This window comes from Ruegeria sp. AE3 (assembly GCF_056542225.1).
Map to the genome: position 1 here is coordinate 122,647 of NZ_JBQFZL010000004.1, position 16,013 is coordinate 138,659.

The following is a 16,013-nucleotide window of genomic DNA, read 5'->3' on the forward strand; positions in this document are numbered from 1 at the left end:
CCGGGCACGGCGCCTGATAGCGCCGCGCGGTTGCACACCAGATCAGAGGATTTTCTGACCGGTTTTGGCCCAGTCTGCCAGAAATGTTTCCAGACCTTTGTCAGTCAGCGGGTGATCGGCCAGTTTCTTGATCACGGCTGGCGGCGCGGTGATGACGTCGGCACCAATGCGGGCACTTTCAGTAACGTGGTTCACGGTGCGGATTGAAGCGGCCAGAATTTCGGTTTCGAATCCGTAATTGTCATAGACCTGACGGATGTCGGCGATCAGATCCATGCCATCCAGGTTGATATCGTCCAGACGACCGATGAAGGGCGAGATGAAGGTCGCACCCGCTTTTGCAGCCAGAATCGCCTGATTGGTCGAAAAGCACAGGGTGACGTTGACCATCTGTCCTTCATCGCTGAGCGTCTTGCAGGTTTTCAGACCGGCCCATGTCAGCGGAACCTTCACTGCGATATTCGGGGCAATCTTGGCCAGCTTGCGGCCTTCGGCGATCATGTCGTCAGCTTCGGTCGCGACAACCTCGGCGGAAACGGGACCGTCGACCAGATCGCAGATCTCTTTGGTCACTTCCAGAATGTCGCGGCCCGATTTCAGGATCAGCGAGGGGTTGGTGGTCACGCCGTCCACCATGCCCAGATCGTTCAGTTCAGCGATGGCGTCAATCTCTGCAGTGTCTACGAAGAATTTCATGAGGGCAGTCCTTTGATGGGTTGGCCTTGGTCGCGGATGGCTTTACCTCAAAGAGAGCCATGCTGGAACCCCCTGCAAAGGATATGCTGTGAGCGCTAACGGATTTTTCGACGAGGGAGAGCTGATTGCGGTGCTGACAACGCAACCGCTTGACCGGACGTTGGATTACAAAGCGCCCGAAGGAGGGTGCTTTCTGGGTGCGTTTGTCGAGGTGCCACTTGGTCCGCGCAAGGTGTTGGGCGTGGTCTGGGGGCCGGGGCAGGGCGGTTTCGATCTGAACAAGGCGCGATCGGTGATCCGTGTGCTGGAAGTTGCACCGATGCGCGAGGAAATGCGGGCATTCCTCGGCAAGGTTGCCGACTATACTCTGACACCGATGCCCGCGATGCTGCGGCTGGCGACCCGCGCGCCGGGGCTGGGCGACCCGCCGTCCATGCGCAAGATCTATCGTTTGGGAGCCACCCTGCCAGACCGGATGACCGACGCCAGAATCCGTGTACTTGACGTGTTGCGCGACTATGGCGGGTTGGCATTCACGTTAAAGGAACTGGCGGAACAGGCAGGGGTAACTTCGTCCGTTGTCAAAGGCTTGGTCAAGCAAGGCGCGGTTCGTGAAGAAGACAGCCCGCGCGACCTGCCGTATCCGCATCTTGATCCCGATTTACCGGGAAAGGACCTGACCGAAGATCAGGCAAGTGCGGTTGCGCAGCTTCGCGCCGGGCAACGGACGGGGAATTACGGCACGACGCTGCTGAAAGGCGTGACGGGTTCCGGCAAGACCGAAGTCTATCTGGAGGCCGTGGCCGAAGCGCTGCGCATGGGGCGGCAGGCGCTTGTCCTTTTGCCTGAAATTGCGCTGACCGCAGAATTCCTGACACGGGTTGAAGCGCGGTTTGGCGCGCGCCCTGCCGAGTGGCATTCGGGCGCGACCATGACTGAACGCAGGCGGGTCTGGCGGATGGTCGGGCAGGGGGAAGCTCAACTGGTTGTTGGCGCGCGGTCAGCCCTGTTTCTGCCATTTCGCGATCTGGGGCTGGTCGTGGTGGATGAGGAACACGACACCTCGTACAAGCAGGAAGACGGGGTGCATTACAGCGCGCGTGACATGGCGGTCTTGCGGTCGGCCATCTGCGGCGCGCGGGTGATTCTGGCCAGCGCAACCCCATCGCTGGAAAGCTGGGCAAATGCTGAGACAGGTAAATATGATCGGATCGACCTGACTTCGCGTTTCGGGGCGGCAGTGTTGCCCGAGATGAAGCCCATCGACATGCGGGCCGAACAGATGCAGGCCGGAACGTGGATATCTCCGACTTTGCGGCAAGCGGTGCAGCAGCGGATCGAGAAAGGCGAGCAGTCGCTTTTGTTCATCAATCGTCGGGGATATGCTCCTGTAACCCTGTGCCGCGCCTGCGGGGAACAGATCGCTTGTGACCATTGCGACGCGCGCATGGTCGAACACAGATTCCTGAAGCGCCTGATGTGCCACCAATGCGGCGAGACCAAGCCGATGCCCGAGATCTGTCCTTCCTGCGGGGTCGAGGGCAAGCTGGCTCCGGTGGGGCCGGGCATTGAGCGTTTGGCCGAAGAGGCCGAGGTGACCTTCCCCGAGGCCAAAATTGCCATGCTAAGTTCTGATCTTTTCGGCTCAGCCCGCGCACTAAAGGCCAAGATCGAAGAGATTGCGGCCGGGGATGCCGATATCGTTGTCGGAACGCAGCTGGTGGCCAAGGGGCACAACTTTCCCAAGCTGACATTGGTGGGGGTGATCGACGCGGATCTAAGTCTGCATGGCGCAGACCTGAGGGCTGCCGAGCGAACATTTCAGTTGATGCGGCAGGTTGCGGGGCGTGCCGGTCGGGCTGAAAAACCGGGGCAGGCGCTGTTACAGACTTTTCAGCCGGAACATCCGGTGATCCGGGCGATTCTGTCGAGTGACGAAGAGGGCTTTTGGAAGGCCGAGGCCGCCGGTCGGCAAGCGGCCGGTGTGCCACCCTATGGACGTATGGCAGGGATTGTTCTGTCAGGGCCAGAGGTCGGCCCGGTCTTTGACATCGGCAATGCCATGGCGCGCAACGACGGTCCATTGCGCCAGATCGGTGCACAGGTGTTTGGCCCCGCCCCGGCGCCGATTGCCCGTATTCGCGGACGTCACCGTGTCCGCCTGTTGGTCAAGGCACCCAAGGGCGCACCAATCCAGGATGCTATCGCCCGTTGGATTGCCCCGTTACGCCTGAAAGGCGATATCCGCCTGACCGTCGATATCGATCCACAAAGCTTTTACTGACGGTGACGTCTGCATTAACGCAGGGCCATTGTGCGCCGGTCGCTTCCCCCTCGCCAAAGTTGGGAAATGGGCGTAGAGGATTCTCATGCTGAAACCTATGCCCCTTGCCGAGGCGCAGAGCCTTCCGTTCTGGCGTCGTCCTGTCACGCTTCTGTTCGTGATGGCCTTGACCATGCCCATCGCGTTTAATGCGTGGAGCGCGCTGTTGAACAACTTCGTCATTGAGGCAGCGAATTTCGACGGGGCCGATATCGGCCTGCTACACACGGTGCGCGAGATTCCGGGCTTTCTGGCGGTCGGCGTGATTGCCGTCATCATTTTCATTCGCGAGCAGGTGCTGGCCATGATCTCGCTGATGATGCTTGGGGTCGCAACGGCTTTTACGGCCTGGTTCCCAAGCCTTGGCGGATTGCTGTTCGTGACCTTGTTCAGTTCAATCGGGTTTCATTACTATGAGACTGTAAACCAGTCGCTTCAGTTGCAATGGCTTCCCAAGGATCGCGCGCCGCAGATATTGGGATGGCTGGTCGCAATGGGCTCGGCTGCAACGATGGTGGTTTACGGGCTGATCGTTCTGACCTGGGAGCGGTTCGATCTGTCCTATAACTTTGTCTTCATGGCTGCTGGCGGTGCAACAGCTTTGCTAGCCCTGTTTTGCCTGTTCGCCTTCCCGCAATTCGATGCCCCCACACCGCAAACCAAGAAACTGATCCTGCGCCGTCGATACTGGCTATATTACGCGCTGCAATTCATGGCCGGTGCGCGGCGACAGATCTTTGTCGTCTTTGCCGGGTTCATGATGGTCGAGAAGTTCGGCTTTGAAGTGCATGAGCTGACCAGCCTGTATCTGATCAACCTGATGATCAACATGATGGTTGCTCCGTTGCTGGGTAAAGCGGTGGCCAAGTTTGGCGAACGGCGCACGTTGATCTTTGAATACACCGGTCTGGCGATCGTGTTCGCAGCCTATGGTGGCATCTACTGGTTTGGCTGGGGCGTGCTGTTGGCGGCGACGCTCTATGTCATCGACCATGTGCTGTTTGCGCTGGCGCTGGCGCTGAAAACCTATTTCCAGAAAATCGCCGATCCGGCGGATATTGCGCCAACTGCCGCAGTCGCGTTCACGATCAACCATATCGCCGCGGTTTTCTTGCCCGCGTTGCTGGGTTTGCTCTGGGTCATGTCGCCAGGCGCCGTATTTGGCCTAGCGGCGGCGATGGCGGTCGTTTCTCTGCTGCTGTCCCTGCTGGTTCCACGCCACCCGGAACCGGGCAATGAGACCGTCCTGAGCAAATACGCGCCAGCCCCGGCGGAATAGGCCGCAAAGCTTGACGTTGGCGGCGCACCGTCCTACGCGCAGTGCCAACTGACACAGGAGTTCCGGATGCCCACATTCACTGCGCTGACCACGCTGACAGGTAAGAAAGCCGCCGAAGGTCTGGGCGAAGCGATGGAGCGGCTGGTGCCCGAACCAACTGGCGTCGGTGTGTTCGAGGTCGAAGATGGCTCGGGCCTGTGGGAAGTGGGTGGATATTTCACCGAAGCCCCTGACGAGGCCGCACTGGCCGTTCTGGCAGTTGCCTTTGAAGCCAAACCTTTTGTTGTGTCGGAATTGCCTGAAACCGATTGGGTGGCCCATGTGCGGCGCGAGCTTGCCCCGGTTGAGGCGGGCCGCTTTTTTGTCTATGGTAGCCACGATGCCGACAAGCTGCCCGACGGTCGCATTCCACTGCTGATCGAGGCGGCAATGGCCTTTGGCACCGGGCATCACGGTACCACGCTGGGATGTCTGAAAGCTCTGGACCGGTTGTTGGATGAAGGATTCAGTGCCTCGAAAGTAGCGGATATCGGTTGCGGCACGGCCGTTCTGGCCATGGCGGCAGCCCGGGTATGGGATGGTGATTTCATTGCCAGCGATATCGACGAGGTGGCCGTTGAAGTGGCCGAAGCCAACCTGAAGGCAAACGGTATGTCCGGCGCGGTTCGGTGTGTTGAAGCCGCAGGTTTCGATCATCCCGACCTCAAGGCACACGCACCCTACGATCTGATCTTTGCCAATATCCTCAAAGGGCCTTTGGTGGCCTTGTCACCCGAAATGGCAGCGAATCTCCGCCCAGGTGGGCATGCGATCCTGTCGGGAATCCTTAACGAACAGGCCGATGACGTGGTTTCCGTTTATTCACAAAACGGGTTCAATCAGGCCTATAGGGCCGAGATTGGTGAGTGGACGACCCTAATTTTAACCAAACAGGGCGCGAATTAGGCCATTTGCAGGAGTTTTATAGGTTTTTGCCACGTTTTTGTCGCAATCTCTTTTTACCGTTTTCTGAATGAAGTCGAGGGGGGCGGTTTTTGGAGGCTGCCATGACGGGTAAACAACTGGAGTTCAATCAGCGCGTAAATCGCCTGAACAAGAAACACCAAAAGATGAGCCGTGGCTATCGTGCGACGATGCGCAAGGATGGGCTGGTTGTGATGAGGCCGCAGCGGGTGAGCTCGGCGGTGCCAGCAAAGGTGCTGTTGCTTACGCTTGTGGGTTTCTTCGCCTTCAAAGCATTTCTTTTGTCCCACCTTAGTCCCACCGGCTATCAATATCGGATCGACAGCCTGAACGAAGGCACACCAGTCGAAAAAGCCGGTGCCTGGGTGATGCAAATCGATCCTGTGTCGCAAGCCCTCGCCACTCAGCTGAACAAAGTTTTCTACTAATCCGCTCCCTCGGATTAAAAAAACACCGCGTACCCTTACGGTGCGCGGTGTTTTTGTGTGCCCCTCAAGGGAGGAGGAAGGGGCATATAAGTGTTGGGGTCGGTTCTTAGCGGCGACCTTCGGCAATGGTGTCGATGTCACCGCGGCACAGGCCGATATCATCCAGTTCGCGGTCGGTCAGACCGGTCAGCGCGTTGCGGGTTACGCGGGCGTCATTCCATTCAACTGCGGCGTTAACGGCCGATACGAAAAATGCGCCGATACGGCCAACAAGGCCGAACGAGCCAGTGGTAGCGACGCGGGTTGTGTCCAGTGCAGCCATATCCTGTTTCCTTCTGGTTAGTGTTCACATTGCATTTCTGCGATCTGCGGGGCATCTAGTGCCGTCATTTCGTTCGCACAAGTTCAGTTTTTGCATGTGTCCTATGCGTTTTCTGCAAGGCTTCACGAAGTTGTAATCCCCTTAAACAATTGGTGAAAAAGCCTTTGAGAAAGTGTCGAATTCAGACTTCACTGGGTCGCAAAACGCGCCCGAAGTCGCGCCTGAAGCACGCGTGTCGTTTTCAGCCCTGGGGTCAATTCGCTTGGAAAATGTTCACGCTTCGTGCTAGGCGTTGAAAAAAGATCACACAACCCGAGCAGGCCGAGGCAAAACATGCGAATTCTGGGCATCGATCCGGGGCTTAGAACCCTGGGATGGGGCGTCATCGAATCAAATGGCAGCCGCCTGAGCCATGTGGCCAATGGATTATGCAAATCGGATGGCGACGATCTGGGCGAGCGGTTGCTGTCGCTGCACAATCAGATTGTCGAAGTGATTGCGGATCACAGGCCCGATCAGGCTGCTATCGAACAGACATTCGTGAACAAGGACGGGGCCGGAACCCTCAAGCTTGGGCAGGCGCGTGGCGTGGCGTTGCTGACGCTGGCACAGGCCGGTCTGCCGGTGGGGGAATATGCACCCAATCGGGTCAAAAAGACCGTGGTGGGCGTGGGTCATGCCGAGAAAGAGCAGGTTATGCACATGGTCAAACTGCAATTGCCGGGCTGTTTTCCGAAAGGGGCCGACGCGGCGGATGCACTGGCGATTGCAATCTGCCACGCCTATTACGGAAAGACGCAACAGGCGCGTGTGAAAGAGGTGCGGGCATGATCGGAAAACTGACAGGGCGGCTGGATTATCGTGCGGCAGATCATGTGCTGATCGATGTCCGGGGCGTCGGCTATCTTGTCTATTGTTCCGACCGGACCTTGGCGGCATTGCCGGGGGTGGGCGAGGCGGTCTCGATCTACACTGACATGGTTGTCCGCGAAGACCTGATGCAGCTTTACGGGTTTCTGTCGCTTGTCGAGAAAGAGTGGCATCGCCTGCTGTGCTCGGTCCAGGGGGTCGGCGCGAAGGTGTCGCTGGCGATCCTGAGTGCATTGGGACCCGACGGTGTCAGCCGCGCAATTGCCCTGGGGGACTGGGGTGCGGTAAAGGCGGCCAAGGGGGTCGGGCCAAAAACAGCCCAGCGGATCGTGTTGGACCTCAAGGACAAGGCGCCGGGTGTGATGGCCATGGGTGGCACGATTACTCAGGCGCTGGACGGCCCGGAACTTGAGGTTGTTGAGCCGAATGATTCTACGCCCGCACCTAGACGTGTGTCGAAACCGCCATCAGGTGCTGCGGCCGCGTCTGCCGGGGCGTTGTCGGCGCTGGCCAATCTTGGATATGGGCCGTCCGACGCGGCGGGCGCTGTGGCTGAAGCGGCTGCAAGCCAGCCGGATGCGGACGAGGCTGATCTGATCCGCGCGGCCCTCAGGCTGCTGGCTCCGAAAGGGTAAGTGAATGGTTGACGCTGATCCCACCCTGCGCCCGGAGCCCCTGCCGGGAGACAATGACCGCGCCTTGCGTCCTCAGGGGCTTGATGAATTCATTGGTCAGGCTGAGGCGCGCGCCAACTTGCGCATCTTTATCCAGTCAGCCCGGCAACGCGGCGAGGCGATGGACCACACCTTGTTTCACGGACCTCCGGGGTTGGGCAAAACGACCCTCGCGCAGATCATGGCGCGTGAATTGGGAGTGAATTTCCGCATGACCTCTGGCCCGGTTCTGGCCAAGGCGGGGGATCTGGCAGCGATCCTGACCAATCTTGAATCGCGTGACGTGCTGTTCATCGACGAGATTCACAGGCTCAACCCGGTTGTGGAGGAAGTGCTGTACCCGGCCATGGAAGATTTCGAGCTGGATCTTGTTATCGGCGAAGGTCCTGCTGCGCGCACCGTTCGGATCGAATTGCAGCCATTCACACTGGTGGGGGCCACCACGCGGATGGGCCTGCTGACAACGCCCTTGCGTGACCGGTTTGGTATCCCGACCCGGCTTCAGTTCTACACGGTGGATGAGTTGCACGAAATCGTCACCCGGAACGCGCGGAAACTGGGTGCGCCCGCGGATAACGATGGTGCGCGCGAAATCGCGCGCCGGTCGCGTGGAACCCCGCGTATCGCCGGGCGATTGCTGAGACGCGTTGTGGATTTCGCGATTGTCGAAGGGGACGGGCGGATCACACGGGACCTGGCCGATGGTGCCTTGACCCGTCTGGGCGTTGATAATCTGGGTCTTGATGGTGCGGACCGGCGGTATCTGAAGCTGATTGCCGAAAATTACGCAGGCGGCCCGGTGGGGATTGAAACCCTGTCTGCCGCGCTGTCCGAAAGCCGCGACTCGCTTGAGGAGGTGATCGAGCCCTATTTGCTGCAACAGGGGCTAATCCAGCGTACTCCGCGCGGGCGGATGTTGGCGCAGAAGGCGTGGACGCATCTTGGGATGGCCGTGCCCAAGCGGCAAAGCGATCTGTTCGGTTGAAGCCCGCGCACTTAGATTTTATGCCTTTCGGCGAGAGTATTTTTAAAAAGATGAAGGGCTGGCGGTGACACCGGAAGAAATTGAGGCGCTGTTCACACGCGAAAGCGGCGAGTTTCTGTTTGCGCGCTGGGGACGGCCTGTTGTTCCGATCGTTTTCGGCGTTGAAGACGAGACGCTAGCCACCGTAAAGGGGGCTTTTGAAGCTGTTGTCACGCTGGCCGGTCACCAAATGGCCGAGACGGACCCTGAACTTGGCGCGAATTGCATGGTTTTCTTTTTCCGGGACTGGCAGGAGCTGCTGGAAGTACCGGACCTTGATCGTCTGGTCCCGGATCTGGAACCGTTGGTTGCACGGCTGGTCGCGGCAGATGCAAACCAGTACCGCATTTTCCGATTCGAAGAAGATGGCGCGATCCGCGCGGCGTTTGTGTTTCTTCGCATGGACAAGGAATTGTCGAAGGTTCCGGCTGAAACCCTTGCGCTCAATCAGGTCGTGCAGACAATCTTGCTCTGGTCGGACACTGCATTTCGCAATCAATCTCCACTGGCAATTGCAGGTGAGGCCACGATCCTGCGTCCCGACATCGCGTCCTTGATCCGGGCGGCCTATGATCCGGTTTTGCCACGGGCAGCACAGGATGCCTCGCACGCGTTAAGGCTGTTTGCCCGTCTGGCGGCGTTGCAATGAAACACACCTACCCCATCCGCGTGTATTATGAAGACACCGACATGGGTGGGGTTGTCTATCATGCGAACTACCTGCGCTATATCGAGCGCGCGCGCTCGGACTGGGTGCGTAATCTGGGCAATGACCAAAACGCCATGCGAGAAGAAGGCATTGTTTGGGTCGTGCGGCGGCTCGAGGCCGAGTATCTGGCGCCTGCAAGGTTCGATGATGAATTGATTGTCGAAACCGAAGTTACCGAAATCTCGGGCGTGCGTCTGACCATGGCACAGCTTGTCCGACGCGGTGAGACCGAAATATTTCGTGCAACAGTCACGGCCGTTTGCATCAATAAAGCAGGCAAGCCGATCCGTTTGCCGGCAGAGATTCGCGCATTGATGTAACAATTTGCGGACCGTGGGTGGTTCTGTTGGCTTTTCATGACCAACTGAGATAGCGTTTGGCAAAACAAGGCCAAACGAACGGCCATCAGGCAAAACAAAGAGCAGGTTCATGGAAGCTGAAACGCTGGCGCTGGCGCAGGAGATCGACTTCTCCATGTGGGGGCTGTTTGCCCGCGCGACCTTTATCGTCAAACTGGTGATGCTGGTACTTACCGGCGCATCCATATGGTCCTGGGGGATCATCATTCAGAAGCTGATCAACTATCGCGCGGCCCGACGCGAGGCGCAGGTTTTTGATGAAAGCTTCTGGTCGGGCAACCCGTTGGATGAGTTGTTCGAGCAGATCGGAACCCAGCCGGATGGCAGTTCGGAAAAGATCTTTGCGTCAGGCATGATCGAATGGCGCAGGTCGCATCGCAATGATGGCGGGCTGATTGCCGGGGCAACCGCGCGTATCGACCGGTCGATGGATGTCGCCATCGCGAAAGAGGCGGAAACCTTGCAAAAAGGGCTTCCCATTCTGGCGACTGTTGGCTCCACAGCTCCGTTTATCGGGCTGTTTGGCACCGTTTGGGGCATCATGAATGCGTTCATCGAGATTGCCGAGCAGCAAAACACCAACCTTGCTGTGGTGGCTCCCGGCATCGCCGAGGCGTTGATGGCGACAGGGTTGGGCCTTTTGGCGGCGATCCCGGCGGTGATTTTCTACAACAAACTCAGCGCCGATAGTGACCGGATCGTTGGCGGCTATGAAGCCTTTGCGGATGAATTCGCAACCATCCTGTCGCGCCAGTTGGACAGCTGACGATGGGCGCTGCGATCCAGCAATCTTCGGGCGGCAATGGGCGCAGACGTGGTCGGCGTCGCGGTCGCGCGCAGCCGATGGCCGAGATCAATGTGACCCCTTTCGTGGATGTCATGCTGGTATTGCTGATCATCTTCATGGTGGCCGCGCCATTGCTGACGGTTGGTGTTCCGGTCGATCTGCCCAAGACCGCGGCCAGTGCGCTGCCCGGCGACAACGAAGAGCCTTTGACCGTGACTCTGACCGCAGACGGCCGCGTGCAGATCCAGACCACCGATGTGTTGCGCGAAGAGTTGATTGGCAAGCTGCGTGCCATTGCGGCAGAGCGGAGCAGCGACCGGGTTTTCCTGCGGGCCGATGGCGCAATCCCTTATGCACAGGTGATGCAGGTCATGGGTGCACTGAACGCGGGCGGTTTTTCCAACGTTGGCCTTGTGACCGATACCGGTGGGCCGACGCTGGATGAAGGTGGAGAGTGAGGTCGCACGGTGGATACCGGCACCAAGATTTCAGCGATTGCGCATGTCAGCCTGATCGGATGGGCGATGTTCGGCGGCACCTTCAGGTCCGAACCGTTGCCGATGGCTGTGCAGGACGTCTCAGTGATCACGGCTGAACAATTCGCGGCGATGACTGCCCAGCGGGATGCGCCGGAAGTCCCCGAAGTGCCGACCGCGTTGCAACAACCGCCCCAACCGGAGGCTGTGACCAAACCGCCGGAATCCGTGATTGACGAACAGCCGCGCCCTGAACCTGTTGCACCGGCTGAACCAGAACCAGAGCCAGAGCCCGTCATCGTGGAAGCGCCGCCAGAACCCGAGGTTCCTGACGAGCCTCCGGTTCTGACGGAACCTCAGGTCGAGCCTGTTGCACAGCCTGCGCCGCCTGGTCCGGAGGCACAGCCGCGCCCCTCGGATCGCGTCGCGCCCGAGGCAATAGCTCCGCCACCGCCCGAGGCAAAACCTGATGATTTTGAAACGCCGCCGGTATCCCTGGATGAAGGCGCAGAAGTTCAGCAGGAACAGCAGGATCAGACCGCGCCGCAAGAGGCAGCCCCGGAGATTGTGACCGAGGCCGAGGAAACCAAGGAACAGTCGCCCCTGACATCTCCGCGACCGCGCGTGCGTCCAAACCGGCCAAGCCCGCCATCCGAACCCGCTGTGGCCAAAACGCCTGAGGCGACCCCGGAACCTGAGAAACAAACCGATGAAACGGCAATCAACGACGCCCTGGCCGAAGCCTTGGGCAGCGGGTTCGAACCTTCTGGTCCACCGCTGACCAGCGGAGAGAAAGACGCGATGCGACTGGCCGTCTCTGGATGTTGGAATGTGGGTTCCTTGTCCACAGATGCGCTGAACACTGTGGTTGTTGTCGCGTTTTCGTTGAACCGTGATGGTACGGTCGTCGGCGGCAGCGTTCGGATGCTGGACAGCTCTGGCGGCTCGGCGGGAGCCGTTAAACAGGCCTACGAGGCTGCGCGACGTGCTATTTTGCGCTGCGGGGCCAAAGGATATGATTTGCCTGCTGACAAATACGAACATTGGCAGGATGTTGAGATTACATTTAACCCCGAGAGGATGCGGATCAAATGATGAAGCTTCTGACCAGCCTCTTTGTCGGCCTGACACTGATGTCTGCGCCGGTTTATGCACAGAGCGGGCCTTTGCGTCTGGAACTGGATGAGGGGATTATCGAACCCTTGCCCTTTGCCGTTCCGAATTTTGTGCCGGACGGCCCGGCCGCAGCTCAGTTCGCGCAAGATATCTCGCGCGTGGTGGCGGCTGACCTGACCGGGACCGGGTTGTTCCGCGAGATATCCTCGGATGCGTTCATCAGCCGGGTCAGTAGCTTCGAAGCTCCGGTTCAGTTTGCGGATTGGAAGGCGATCAACGCTGACGCCCTGATCACGGGCGCTGTCAATGTGTCCGGTCAGAAACTGACGGTCCGGTTCCGGGTGTGGGATGTGTTTTCGGGCCAGGAACTGGGCAATGGCCTTCAACTGGCAGGTACCACCGACGGGTGGCGGCGCATGGCGCATAAGGTGGCCGATCAGGTCTATAGCCGGATCACAGGTGAAGGCGGTTATTTTGACAGCCGCGTTGCCTTTGTTTCGGAAAGCGGTCCTAAGGACCAGCGCCTGAAGCGTTTGGCGATCATGGATTACGATGGCGCGAATGTGCAGTACATGACTGACAGCGCCGCCATCGTTCTGGCGCCCCGGTTCTCACCCACCGGTGACCGGCTGCTTTATACCAGTTATGAAAGCGGCAGCCCGCGCATTTACGTGACTGAAGTCGGGCGCCCGAAACCACGGGAACTGAAGACGCAGGACGGGACCATGAGCTTTTCGCCACGGTTCTCGCCGGATGGCCGGTCGATTGTCTATTCGCTGATTCAGGGCGGCAATACCGACCTGTGGAAAATGGATATCACCTCGGGGCAAAGTACGCGCCTGACCAACACGCCCGCAATTGAAACGGCTCCCAGCTATTCGCCGGATGGTGGCCGGATTGTCTTTGAAAGCGACCGCTCCGGCACGCCGCAATTGTACGTAATGGCAGCAAACGGGGGCGAAGCCACGCGGATCAGCTTTGGCGCGGGTCGCTATGGTACGCCGGTCTGGTCGCCGCGAGGCGACCTGATTGCCTTTACCAAACAGAACCAGGGCCGGTTCCATATCGGCGTGATGCGCATCGACGGATCAGAAGAACGTTTGCTGACAGCGTCTTTCCTGGATGAAGGCCCCACCTGGTCGCCCAATGGCCGGGTCATCATGTTCACCCGCGAAACGCAGGGGGCCAGCGGTAGGGCATCGCTTTACTCGGTGGACATCTCGGGCAGGAACCTGCGGCCGGTACGTACACCGGACGGGGGGAGCGATCCGTCCTGGGGGCCATTGCAGAATTGATCGCAGCAAAGTTCACAACAAATCGTCCCTGTGGTAGACAGGCGGCAATAAACATAACACGAGGCACCTGAAATGAACGTATTGAGCAAAGTTCTGGCGCTGGGCGCGCTGAGTGTGATCGCCGCCTGCACAAGTAATGACCCCTCGGCCTTGGGCGGCGGTGGTAGCGGGGGCATTGGATCCATTGTCCCCGGATCACCGAGTGATCCGCGCTCGCCGGCGTATTTCCAGCAAACGGTCGGGGACCGTGTCCTGTTTGCCGTTGACCAGTCGACCTTGTCGCCCGAGGCGCAAACAGTGCTGCAAGGGCAGGCAGACTGGTTGCTGGCCAATCCGGATTTTGTCGCAACGATTGAAGGCCACGCGGATGAGCAGGGCACACGGGAATACAACCTTGGTTTGGGTGCCAAACGCGCTAATGAAGCACGAGAATACTTGATTTCACGCGGAGTTGCGGGCAGCCGCCTAAATACCGTGAGCTATGGCAAGGAACGCCCGATCGAGATTTGCAGCACCGAGGAATGTTATTCCAAGAACCGCCGTGCGGTAACGGTTCTGACCGGGTCAACTCTGGGGTAAGATGATGCGCATTGCAGGATGGGTTTTGGCGGCGGTTGTGGCGACGGCTGGTGTTGCACAGGCACAGGATCAGCAAACTCTTGCAGATATCCGTCAGGAACTAACGGTGCTACATGTGGAAATTCAGCGTTTGAAACGCGAGTTTTCTACCACGGGTTCACCTGCACCGAACCTGTCCGGCAGTTCGGTCCAAGAACGCGTTGTCGCGATCGAAGCGGAATTGCAGCGCCTGACCCGCCAGACCGAGCAGTTGAACCAGCGGGTGCAGAACATTGTCACTGACGGCACCAACCGAATCGGTGACCTTGAGTTCCGGCTGGTCGAACTGGAAGGCGGCGATTTGACGACATTGGGTGAGACCTCGACATTGGGTGGTGACACGGCCGCTGTGATCACCGGGCCAACAAGTATCGAAACGCCAACGGCGACCGATCATGGTGAACTGGCCATAGGTGAACGTGCTGATTTTGATGCAGCCTCGCAAGCGTTGGCCGATGGCGATTTCCAGACTGCTGCCACGTTGTTTGCGCAGTTTGAAACAAGCTATCCCGGCAGTCCGCTGGCGCCCGAAGCCAACCTGAAACGCGGTCATGCCCTTGAAGGGATTGGCGACACGCGCGAAGCAGCCCGAGCATTCCTGGCGAGCTTCACGGGTGATTCCGAGGGCGCATTTGCACCCGAGGCGTTGTACGAACTGGGTGCGGCGCTTGGCCGTTTGGGACAGACTGATCAGGCCTGCATCACTCTTAATGAGGTCGGAGTACGCTTTCCTTCTGCGCCAGAGTTTTCGAACGCCACGCAGGAGATGACCGCGTTGGGATGTACTTGAACCATCACTCCGGCAAACTACTTGCAGACCTTCGCGCCCGGCTACCCGAAACACTTCCGCGCAAGTTGGGTATTGCAGTTTCGGGAGGCGGCGATTCTGTCGCCTTGATGCACCTTTTGCATCAGGTGTCGCAGGATGAGGCTATCACCCTATTCGTTGCCACGGTCGACCACGGGTTGCGCCCCGAGTCCGCGCGCGAGGCCGAAACGGTATCCCGGCAGGCAGCTGCGTTGGGGATGCCTCACGACACGCTGCGTTGGTCGGGATGGGACGGTACCGGCAACTTGCAGGACCGCGCACGTCAGGCGCGGTATGATTTGTTATCCGAATGGGCAAAGGGCCGCGGAATCGATACCATTGCGCTGGGCCACACCGCAGATGATCAGGCGGAAACACTGCTGATGCGGTTGGGCCGATCATCCGGGGTCACGGGCCTGTCCGGAATGGCGGCTATTCGGGAACAGCGGGGGCTTACGATACTGCGCCCAATGCTGGGGATCACCCGTGAACAGCTGCGCACCTATCTGACTGAGGCTGGCGTGGCCTGGGTGGACGACCCTTCGAATCAGGATGCCCGTTTCGATCGGATCAAGGCGCGCGAAGCTTTGGGTGGTCTAGAACCTTTGGGAATTGATGCGCTTTCATTGTCCCGCGTGGCTGACAATCTGGCGCAGGCACACACGGCACTTGGCATCTGTGCGCAAGAATCCGCACGGTCCGTGGCGCAAGTGGATCAAAGTGACGTGAGGGTGAACCGGGCCGGATTTGCCGCGTTGCCCCTTGAGATTCGGCGCCGTGTCCTGCTGGGAATCCTCTCGTGGGTTGCCGGGTCGGGTTATCCCCCGCGTCAGGCGGCAGTGGATCGGGCGATGGATGCAGTTGCGAATGGGCAATCGGCGTCAGTGGGCGGTTGTCTTATTGTTCCACACGGCGGGAGTGTTTGGATTTGCAGGGAATTTAATGCCGTGAAATCTCAGTTGGCTGCACCCGGTGCTGTGTGGGATGGCAAATGGCGGCTGAGCGGACCGGCAACAATGGGCGCAGAAATCCGTGCTTTGGGGGGTGAGGGGTTGCAACAGGTGCCCGAGTGGCGGGCAACCGGGCGTCCCAGGATAGCTTTGACAGCGACGCCTGCGGTTTGGAATGCGGATAGGGTGCTGGCCGCCCCGCTTGCGGGTCTCGCGAATGGTTGGCATGCCAGTCTTGCGTCAGATTGGCCCGAGTTCCACACATCTTTTTTATCGCATTGAACATACGACAATCCTCTCTATTTTAAGAGGTAAC

Annotated in this window: 18 protein-coding genes; 16 read left to right on the top strand and 2 right to left on the bottom strand. The window is 59.1% G+C overall.

Going from position 1 to position 16,013, the window contains the following annotated elements; genetic code table 11:
- Nucleotides 1-42: 42 nt before the first annotated feature.
- Nucleotides 43-696, bottom strand: a complete 654-nt coding sequence (gene fsa, locus ACR0NZ_RS10650; RefSeq protein ID WP_209505487.1) for a fructose-6-phosphate aldolase — start codon at nt 694-696, stop codon at nt 43-45.
- Nucleotides 697-784: 88 nt separating this feature from the next.
- On the opposite strand from fsa, the gene ACR0NZ_RS10655 reads away from it, so the two are divergent.
- The 4 genes from ACR0NZ_RS10655 to ACR0NZ_RS10670 all read left to right on the top strand — a co-directional run bounded on the left by ACR0NZ_RS10655 (nt 785) and on the right by ACR0NZ_RS10670 (nt 5,689).
- Entirely contained in the window at nt 785-2,980 is a 2,196-nt protein-coding gene (locus ACR0NZ_RS10655) for a primosomal protein N' (RefSeq protein WP_480518802.1), read from the top strand.
- A gap of 85 nt (nt 2,981-3,065) precedes the next feature.
- Nucleotides 3,066-4,298 (top strand): MFS transporter, encoded by a 1,233-nt coding sequence (locus tag ACR0NZ_RS10660; protein ID WP_480473741.1) that lies wholly within the window; start codon nt 3,066-3,068, stop codon nt 4,296-4,298.
- 66 nt (nt 4,299-4,364) lie between these two features.
- Nucleotides 4,365-5,243 carry a 50S ribosomal protein L11 methyltransferase gene (locus tag ACR0NZ_RS10665; RefSeq protein WP_480518804.1) on the top strand — a complete coding sequence of 293 codons (879 nt, stop codon included), beginning with the start codon at nt 4,365-4,367 and terminating at the stop codon, nt 5,241-5,243.
- Nucleotides 5,244-5,344: 101 nt separating this feature from the next.
- Nucleotides 5,345-5,689, top strand: coding sequence for a hypothetical protein (locus ACR0NZ_RS10670; protein ID WP_480518806.1), 345 nt, complete (start codon nt 5,345-5,347; stop codon nt 5,687-5,689).
- Between the two features lie 106 nt (nt 5,690-5,795).
- On the opposite strand, the gene ACR0NZ_RS10675 is transcribed toward ACR0NZ_RS10670, so the two are convergent.
- Nucleotides 5,796-6,011 (bottom strand): DUF1127 domain-containing protein, encoded by a 216-nt coding sequence (locus ACR0NZ_RS10675; RefSeq protein WP_209505505.1) that lies wholly within the window; start codon nt 6,009-6,011, stop codon nt 5,796-5,798.
- 333 nt (nt 6,012-6,344) lie between these two features.
- Here ACR0NZ_RS10675 and ruvC point away from each other — a divergent pair, with 333 nt between their 5' ends.
- The 12 genes from ruvC (at nt 6,345) to tilS (ending at nt 15,979) form a co-directional block, all read left to right on the top strand.
- Nucleotides 6,345-6,842 (top strand): crossover junction endodeoxyribonuclease RuvC, encoded by a 498-nt coding sequence (ruvC, locus tag ACR0NZ_RS10680; protein ID WP_480483974.1) that lies wholly within the window; start codon nt 6,345-6,347, stop codon nt 6,840-6,842.
- Nucleotides 6,839-7,516 (top strand): Holliday junction branch migration protein RuvA, encoded by a 678-nt coding sequence (gene ruvA / locus ACR0NZ_RS10685; protein WP_480483973.1) that lies wholly within the window; start codon nt 6,839-6,841, stop codon nt 7,514-7,516. Before ruvC ends, ruvA begins: the two co-directional genes overlap by 4 nt.
- A gap of 4 nt (nt 7,517-7,520) precedes the next feature.
- On the top strand, nt 7,521-8,540 hold the full coding sequence (gene ruvB / locus ACR0NZ_RS10690) for a Holliday junction branch migration DNA helicase RuvB (RefSeq protein ID WP_480518808.1): 1,020 nt from the start codon (nt 7,521-7,523) through the stop codon (nt 8,538-8,540).
- Between the two features lie 64 nt (nt 8,541-8,604).
- Nucleotides 8,605-9,228 carry a hypothetical protein gene (locus ACR0NZ_RS10695; protein ID WP_480518812.1) on the top strand — a complete coding sequence of 208 codons (624 nt, stop codon included), beginning with the start codon at nt 8,605-8,607 and terminating at the stop codon, nt 9,226-9,228.
- Nucleotides 9,225-9,608 carry a tol-pal system-associated acyl-CoA thioesterase gene (gene ybgC, locus ACR0NZ_RS10700; RefSeq protein ID WP_480518814.1) on the top strand — a complete coding sequence of 128 codons (384 nt, stop codon included), beginning with the start codon at nt 9,225-9,227 and terminating at the stop codon, nt 9,606-9,608. The genes ACR0NZ_RS10695 and ybgC overlap by 4 nt, the downstream gene beginning before the upstream one ends.
- Nucleotides 9,609-9,717: 109 nt before the next feature.
- A complete protein-coding gene (gene tolQ / locus ACR0NZ_RS10705; protein ID WP_209505518.1) occupies nt 9,718-10,413 on the top strand; it encodes a protein TolQ in 696 nt (231 codons plus the stop codon).
- 2 nt (nt 10,414-10,415) lie between these two features.
- Nucleotides 10,416-10,892: a protein TolR gene (gene tolR / locus ACR0NZ_RS10710; protein ID WP_480473731.1), complete on the top strand. Its 477-nt coding sequence runs from the start codon at nt 10,416-10,418 to the stop codon at nt 10,890-10,892.
- Between the two features lie 9 nt (nt 10,893-10,901).
- Nucleotides 10,902-12,005 carry an energy transducer TonB gene (locus tag ACR0NZ_RS10715; protein ID WP_480518816.1) on the top strand — a complete coding sequence of 368 codons (1,104 nt, stop codon included), beginning with the start codon at nt 10,902-10,904 and terminating at the stop codon, nt 12,003-12,005.
- Nucleotides 12,002-13,321 carry a Tol-Pal system beta propeller repeat protein TolB gene (gene tolB, locus ACR0NZ_RS10720; protein ID WP_480473729.1) on the top strand — a complete coding sequence of 440 codons (1,320 nt, stop codon included), beginning with the start codon at nt 12,002-12,004 and terminating at the stop codon, nt 13,319-13,321. The genes ACR0NZ_RS10715 and tolB overlap by 4 nt, the downstream gene beginning before the upstream one ends.
- Nucleotides 13,322-13,393: 72 nt before the next feature.
- Complete coding sequence (gene pal / locus ACR0NZ_RS10725) at nt 13,394-13,900, top strand: peptidoglycan-associated lipoprotein Pal (protein WP_480518818.1); 507 nt, start codon at nt 13,394-13,396, stop codon at nt 13,898-13,900.
- A gap of 4 nt (nt 13,901-13,904) precedes the next feature.
- Complete coding sequence (gene ybgF, locus ACR0NZ_RS10730) at nt 13,905-14,729, top strand: tol-pal system protein YbgF (RefSeq protein WP_480476809.1); 825 nt, start codon at nt 13,905-13,907, stop codon at nt 14,727-14,729.
- Nucleotides 14,720-15,979 carry a tRNA lysidine(34) synthetase TilS gene (tilS, locus tag ACR0NZ_RS10735; RefSeq protein ID WP_480518820.1) on the top strand — a complete coding sequence of 420 codons (1,260 nt, stop codon included), beginning with the start codon at nt 14,720-14,722 and terminating at the stop codon, nt 15,977-15,979. Before ybgF ends, tilS begins: the two co-directional genes overlap by 10 nt.
- The last annotated feature ends 34 nt before the right edge of the window (nt 15,980-16,013 follow it).

What these genes read in the sequence shown, in the direction of transcription:
- tolB (WP_480473729.1), top strand. Translation starts at nt 12,002, where the DNA reads ATGATGAAGCTTCTGACCAGCCTCTTTGTCGGCCTGACACTGATGTCT.
- pal (WP_480518818.1), top strand. Translation starts at nt 13,394, where the DNA reads ATGAACGTATTGAGCAAAGTTCTGGCGCTGGGCGCGCTGAGTGTGATC.
- tolQ (WP_209505518.1), top strand. Translation starts at nt 9,718, where the DNA reads ATGGAAGCTGAAACGCTGGCGCTGGCGCAGGAGATCGACTTCTCCATG.
- ruvA (WP_480483973.1), top strand. Translation starts at nt 6,839, where the DNA reads ATGATCGGAAAACTGACAGGGCGGCTGGATTATCGTGCGGCAGATCAT.
- tolR (WP_480473731.1), top strand. Translation starts at nt 10,416, where the DNA reads ATGGGCGCTGCGATCCAGCAATCTTCGGGCGGCAATGGGCGCAGACGT.
- tilS (WP_480518820.1), top strand. Translation starts at nt 14,720, where the DNA reads ATGTACTTGAACCATCACTCCGGCAAACTACTTGCAGACCTTCGCGCC.
- ruvC (WP_480483974.1), top strand. Translation starts at nt 6,345, where the DNA reads ATGCGAATTCTGGGCATCGATCCGGGGCTTAGAACCCTGGGATGGGGC.
- fsa (WP_209505487.1), bottom strand. Translation starts at nt 696, where the DNA reads ATGAAATTCTTCGTAGACACTGCAGAGATTGACGCCATCGCTGAACTG.
- ACR0NZ_RS10665 (WP_480518804.1), top strand. Translation starts at nt 4,365, where the DNA reads ATGCCCACATTCACTGCGCTGACCACGCTGACAGGTAAGAAAGCCGCC.
- ACR0NZ_RS10675 (WP_209505505.1), bottom strand. Translation starts at nt 6,011, where the DNA reads ATGGCTGCACTGGACACAACCCGCGTCGCTACCACTGGCTCGTTCGGC.
- ACR0NZ_RS10660 (WP_480473741.1), top strand. Translation starts at nt 3,066, where the DNA reads ATGCTGAAACCTATGCCCCTTGCCGAGGCGCAGAGCCTTCCGTTCTGG.
- ruvB (WP_480518808.1), top strand. Translation starts at nt 7,521, where the DNA reads ATGGTTGACGCTGATCCCACCCTGCGCCCGGAGCCCCTGCCGGGAGAC.
- ybgC (WP_480518814.1), top strand. Translation starts at nt 9,225, where the DNA reads ATGAAACACACCTACCCCATCCGCGTGTATTATGAAGACACCGACATG.
- ybgF (WP_480476809.1), top strand. Translation starts at nt 13,905, where the DNA reads ATGCGCATTGCAGGATGGGTTTTGGCGGCGGTTGTGGCGACGGCTGGT.
- ACR0NZ_RS10670 (WP_480518806.1), top strand. Translation starts at nt 5,345, where the DNA reads ATGACGGGTAAACAACTGGAGTTCAATCAGCGCGTAAATCGCCTGAAC.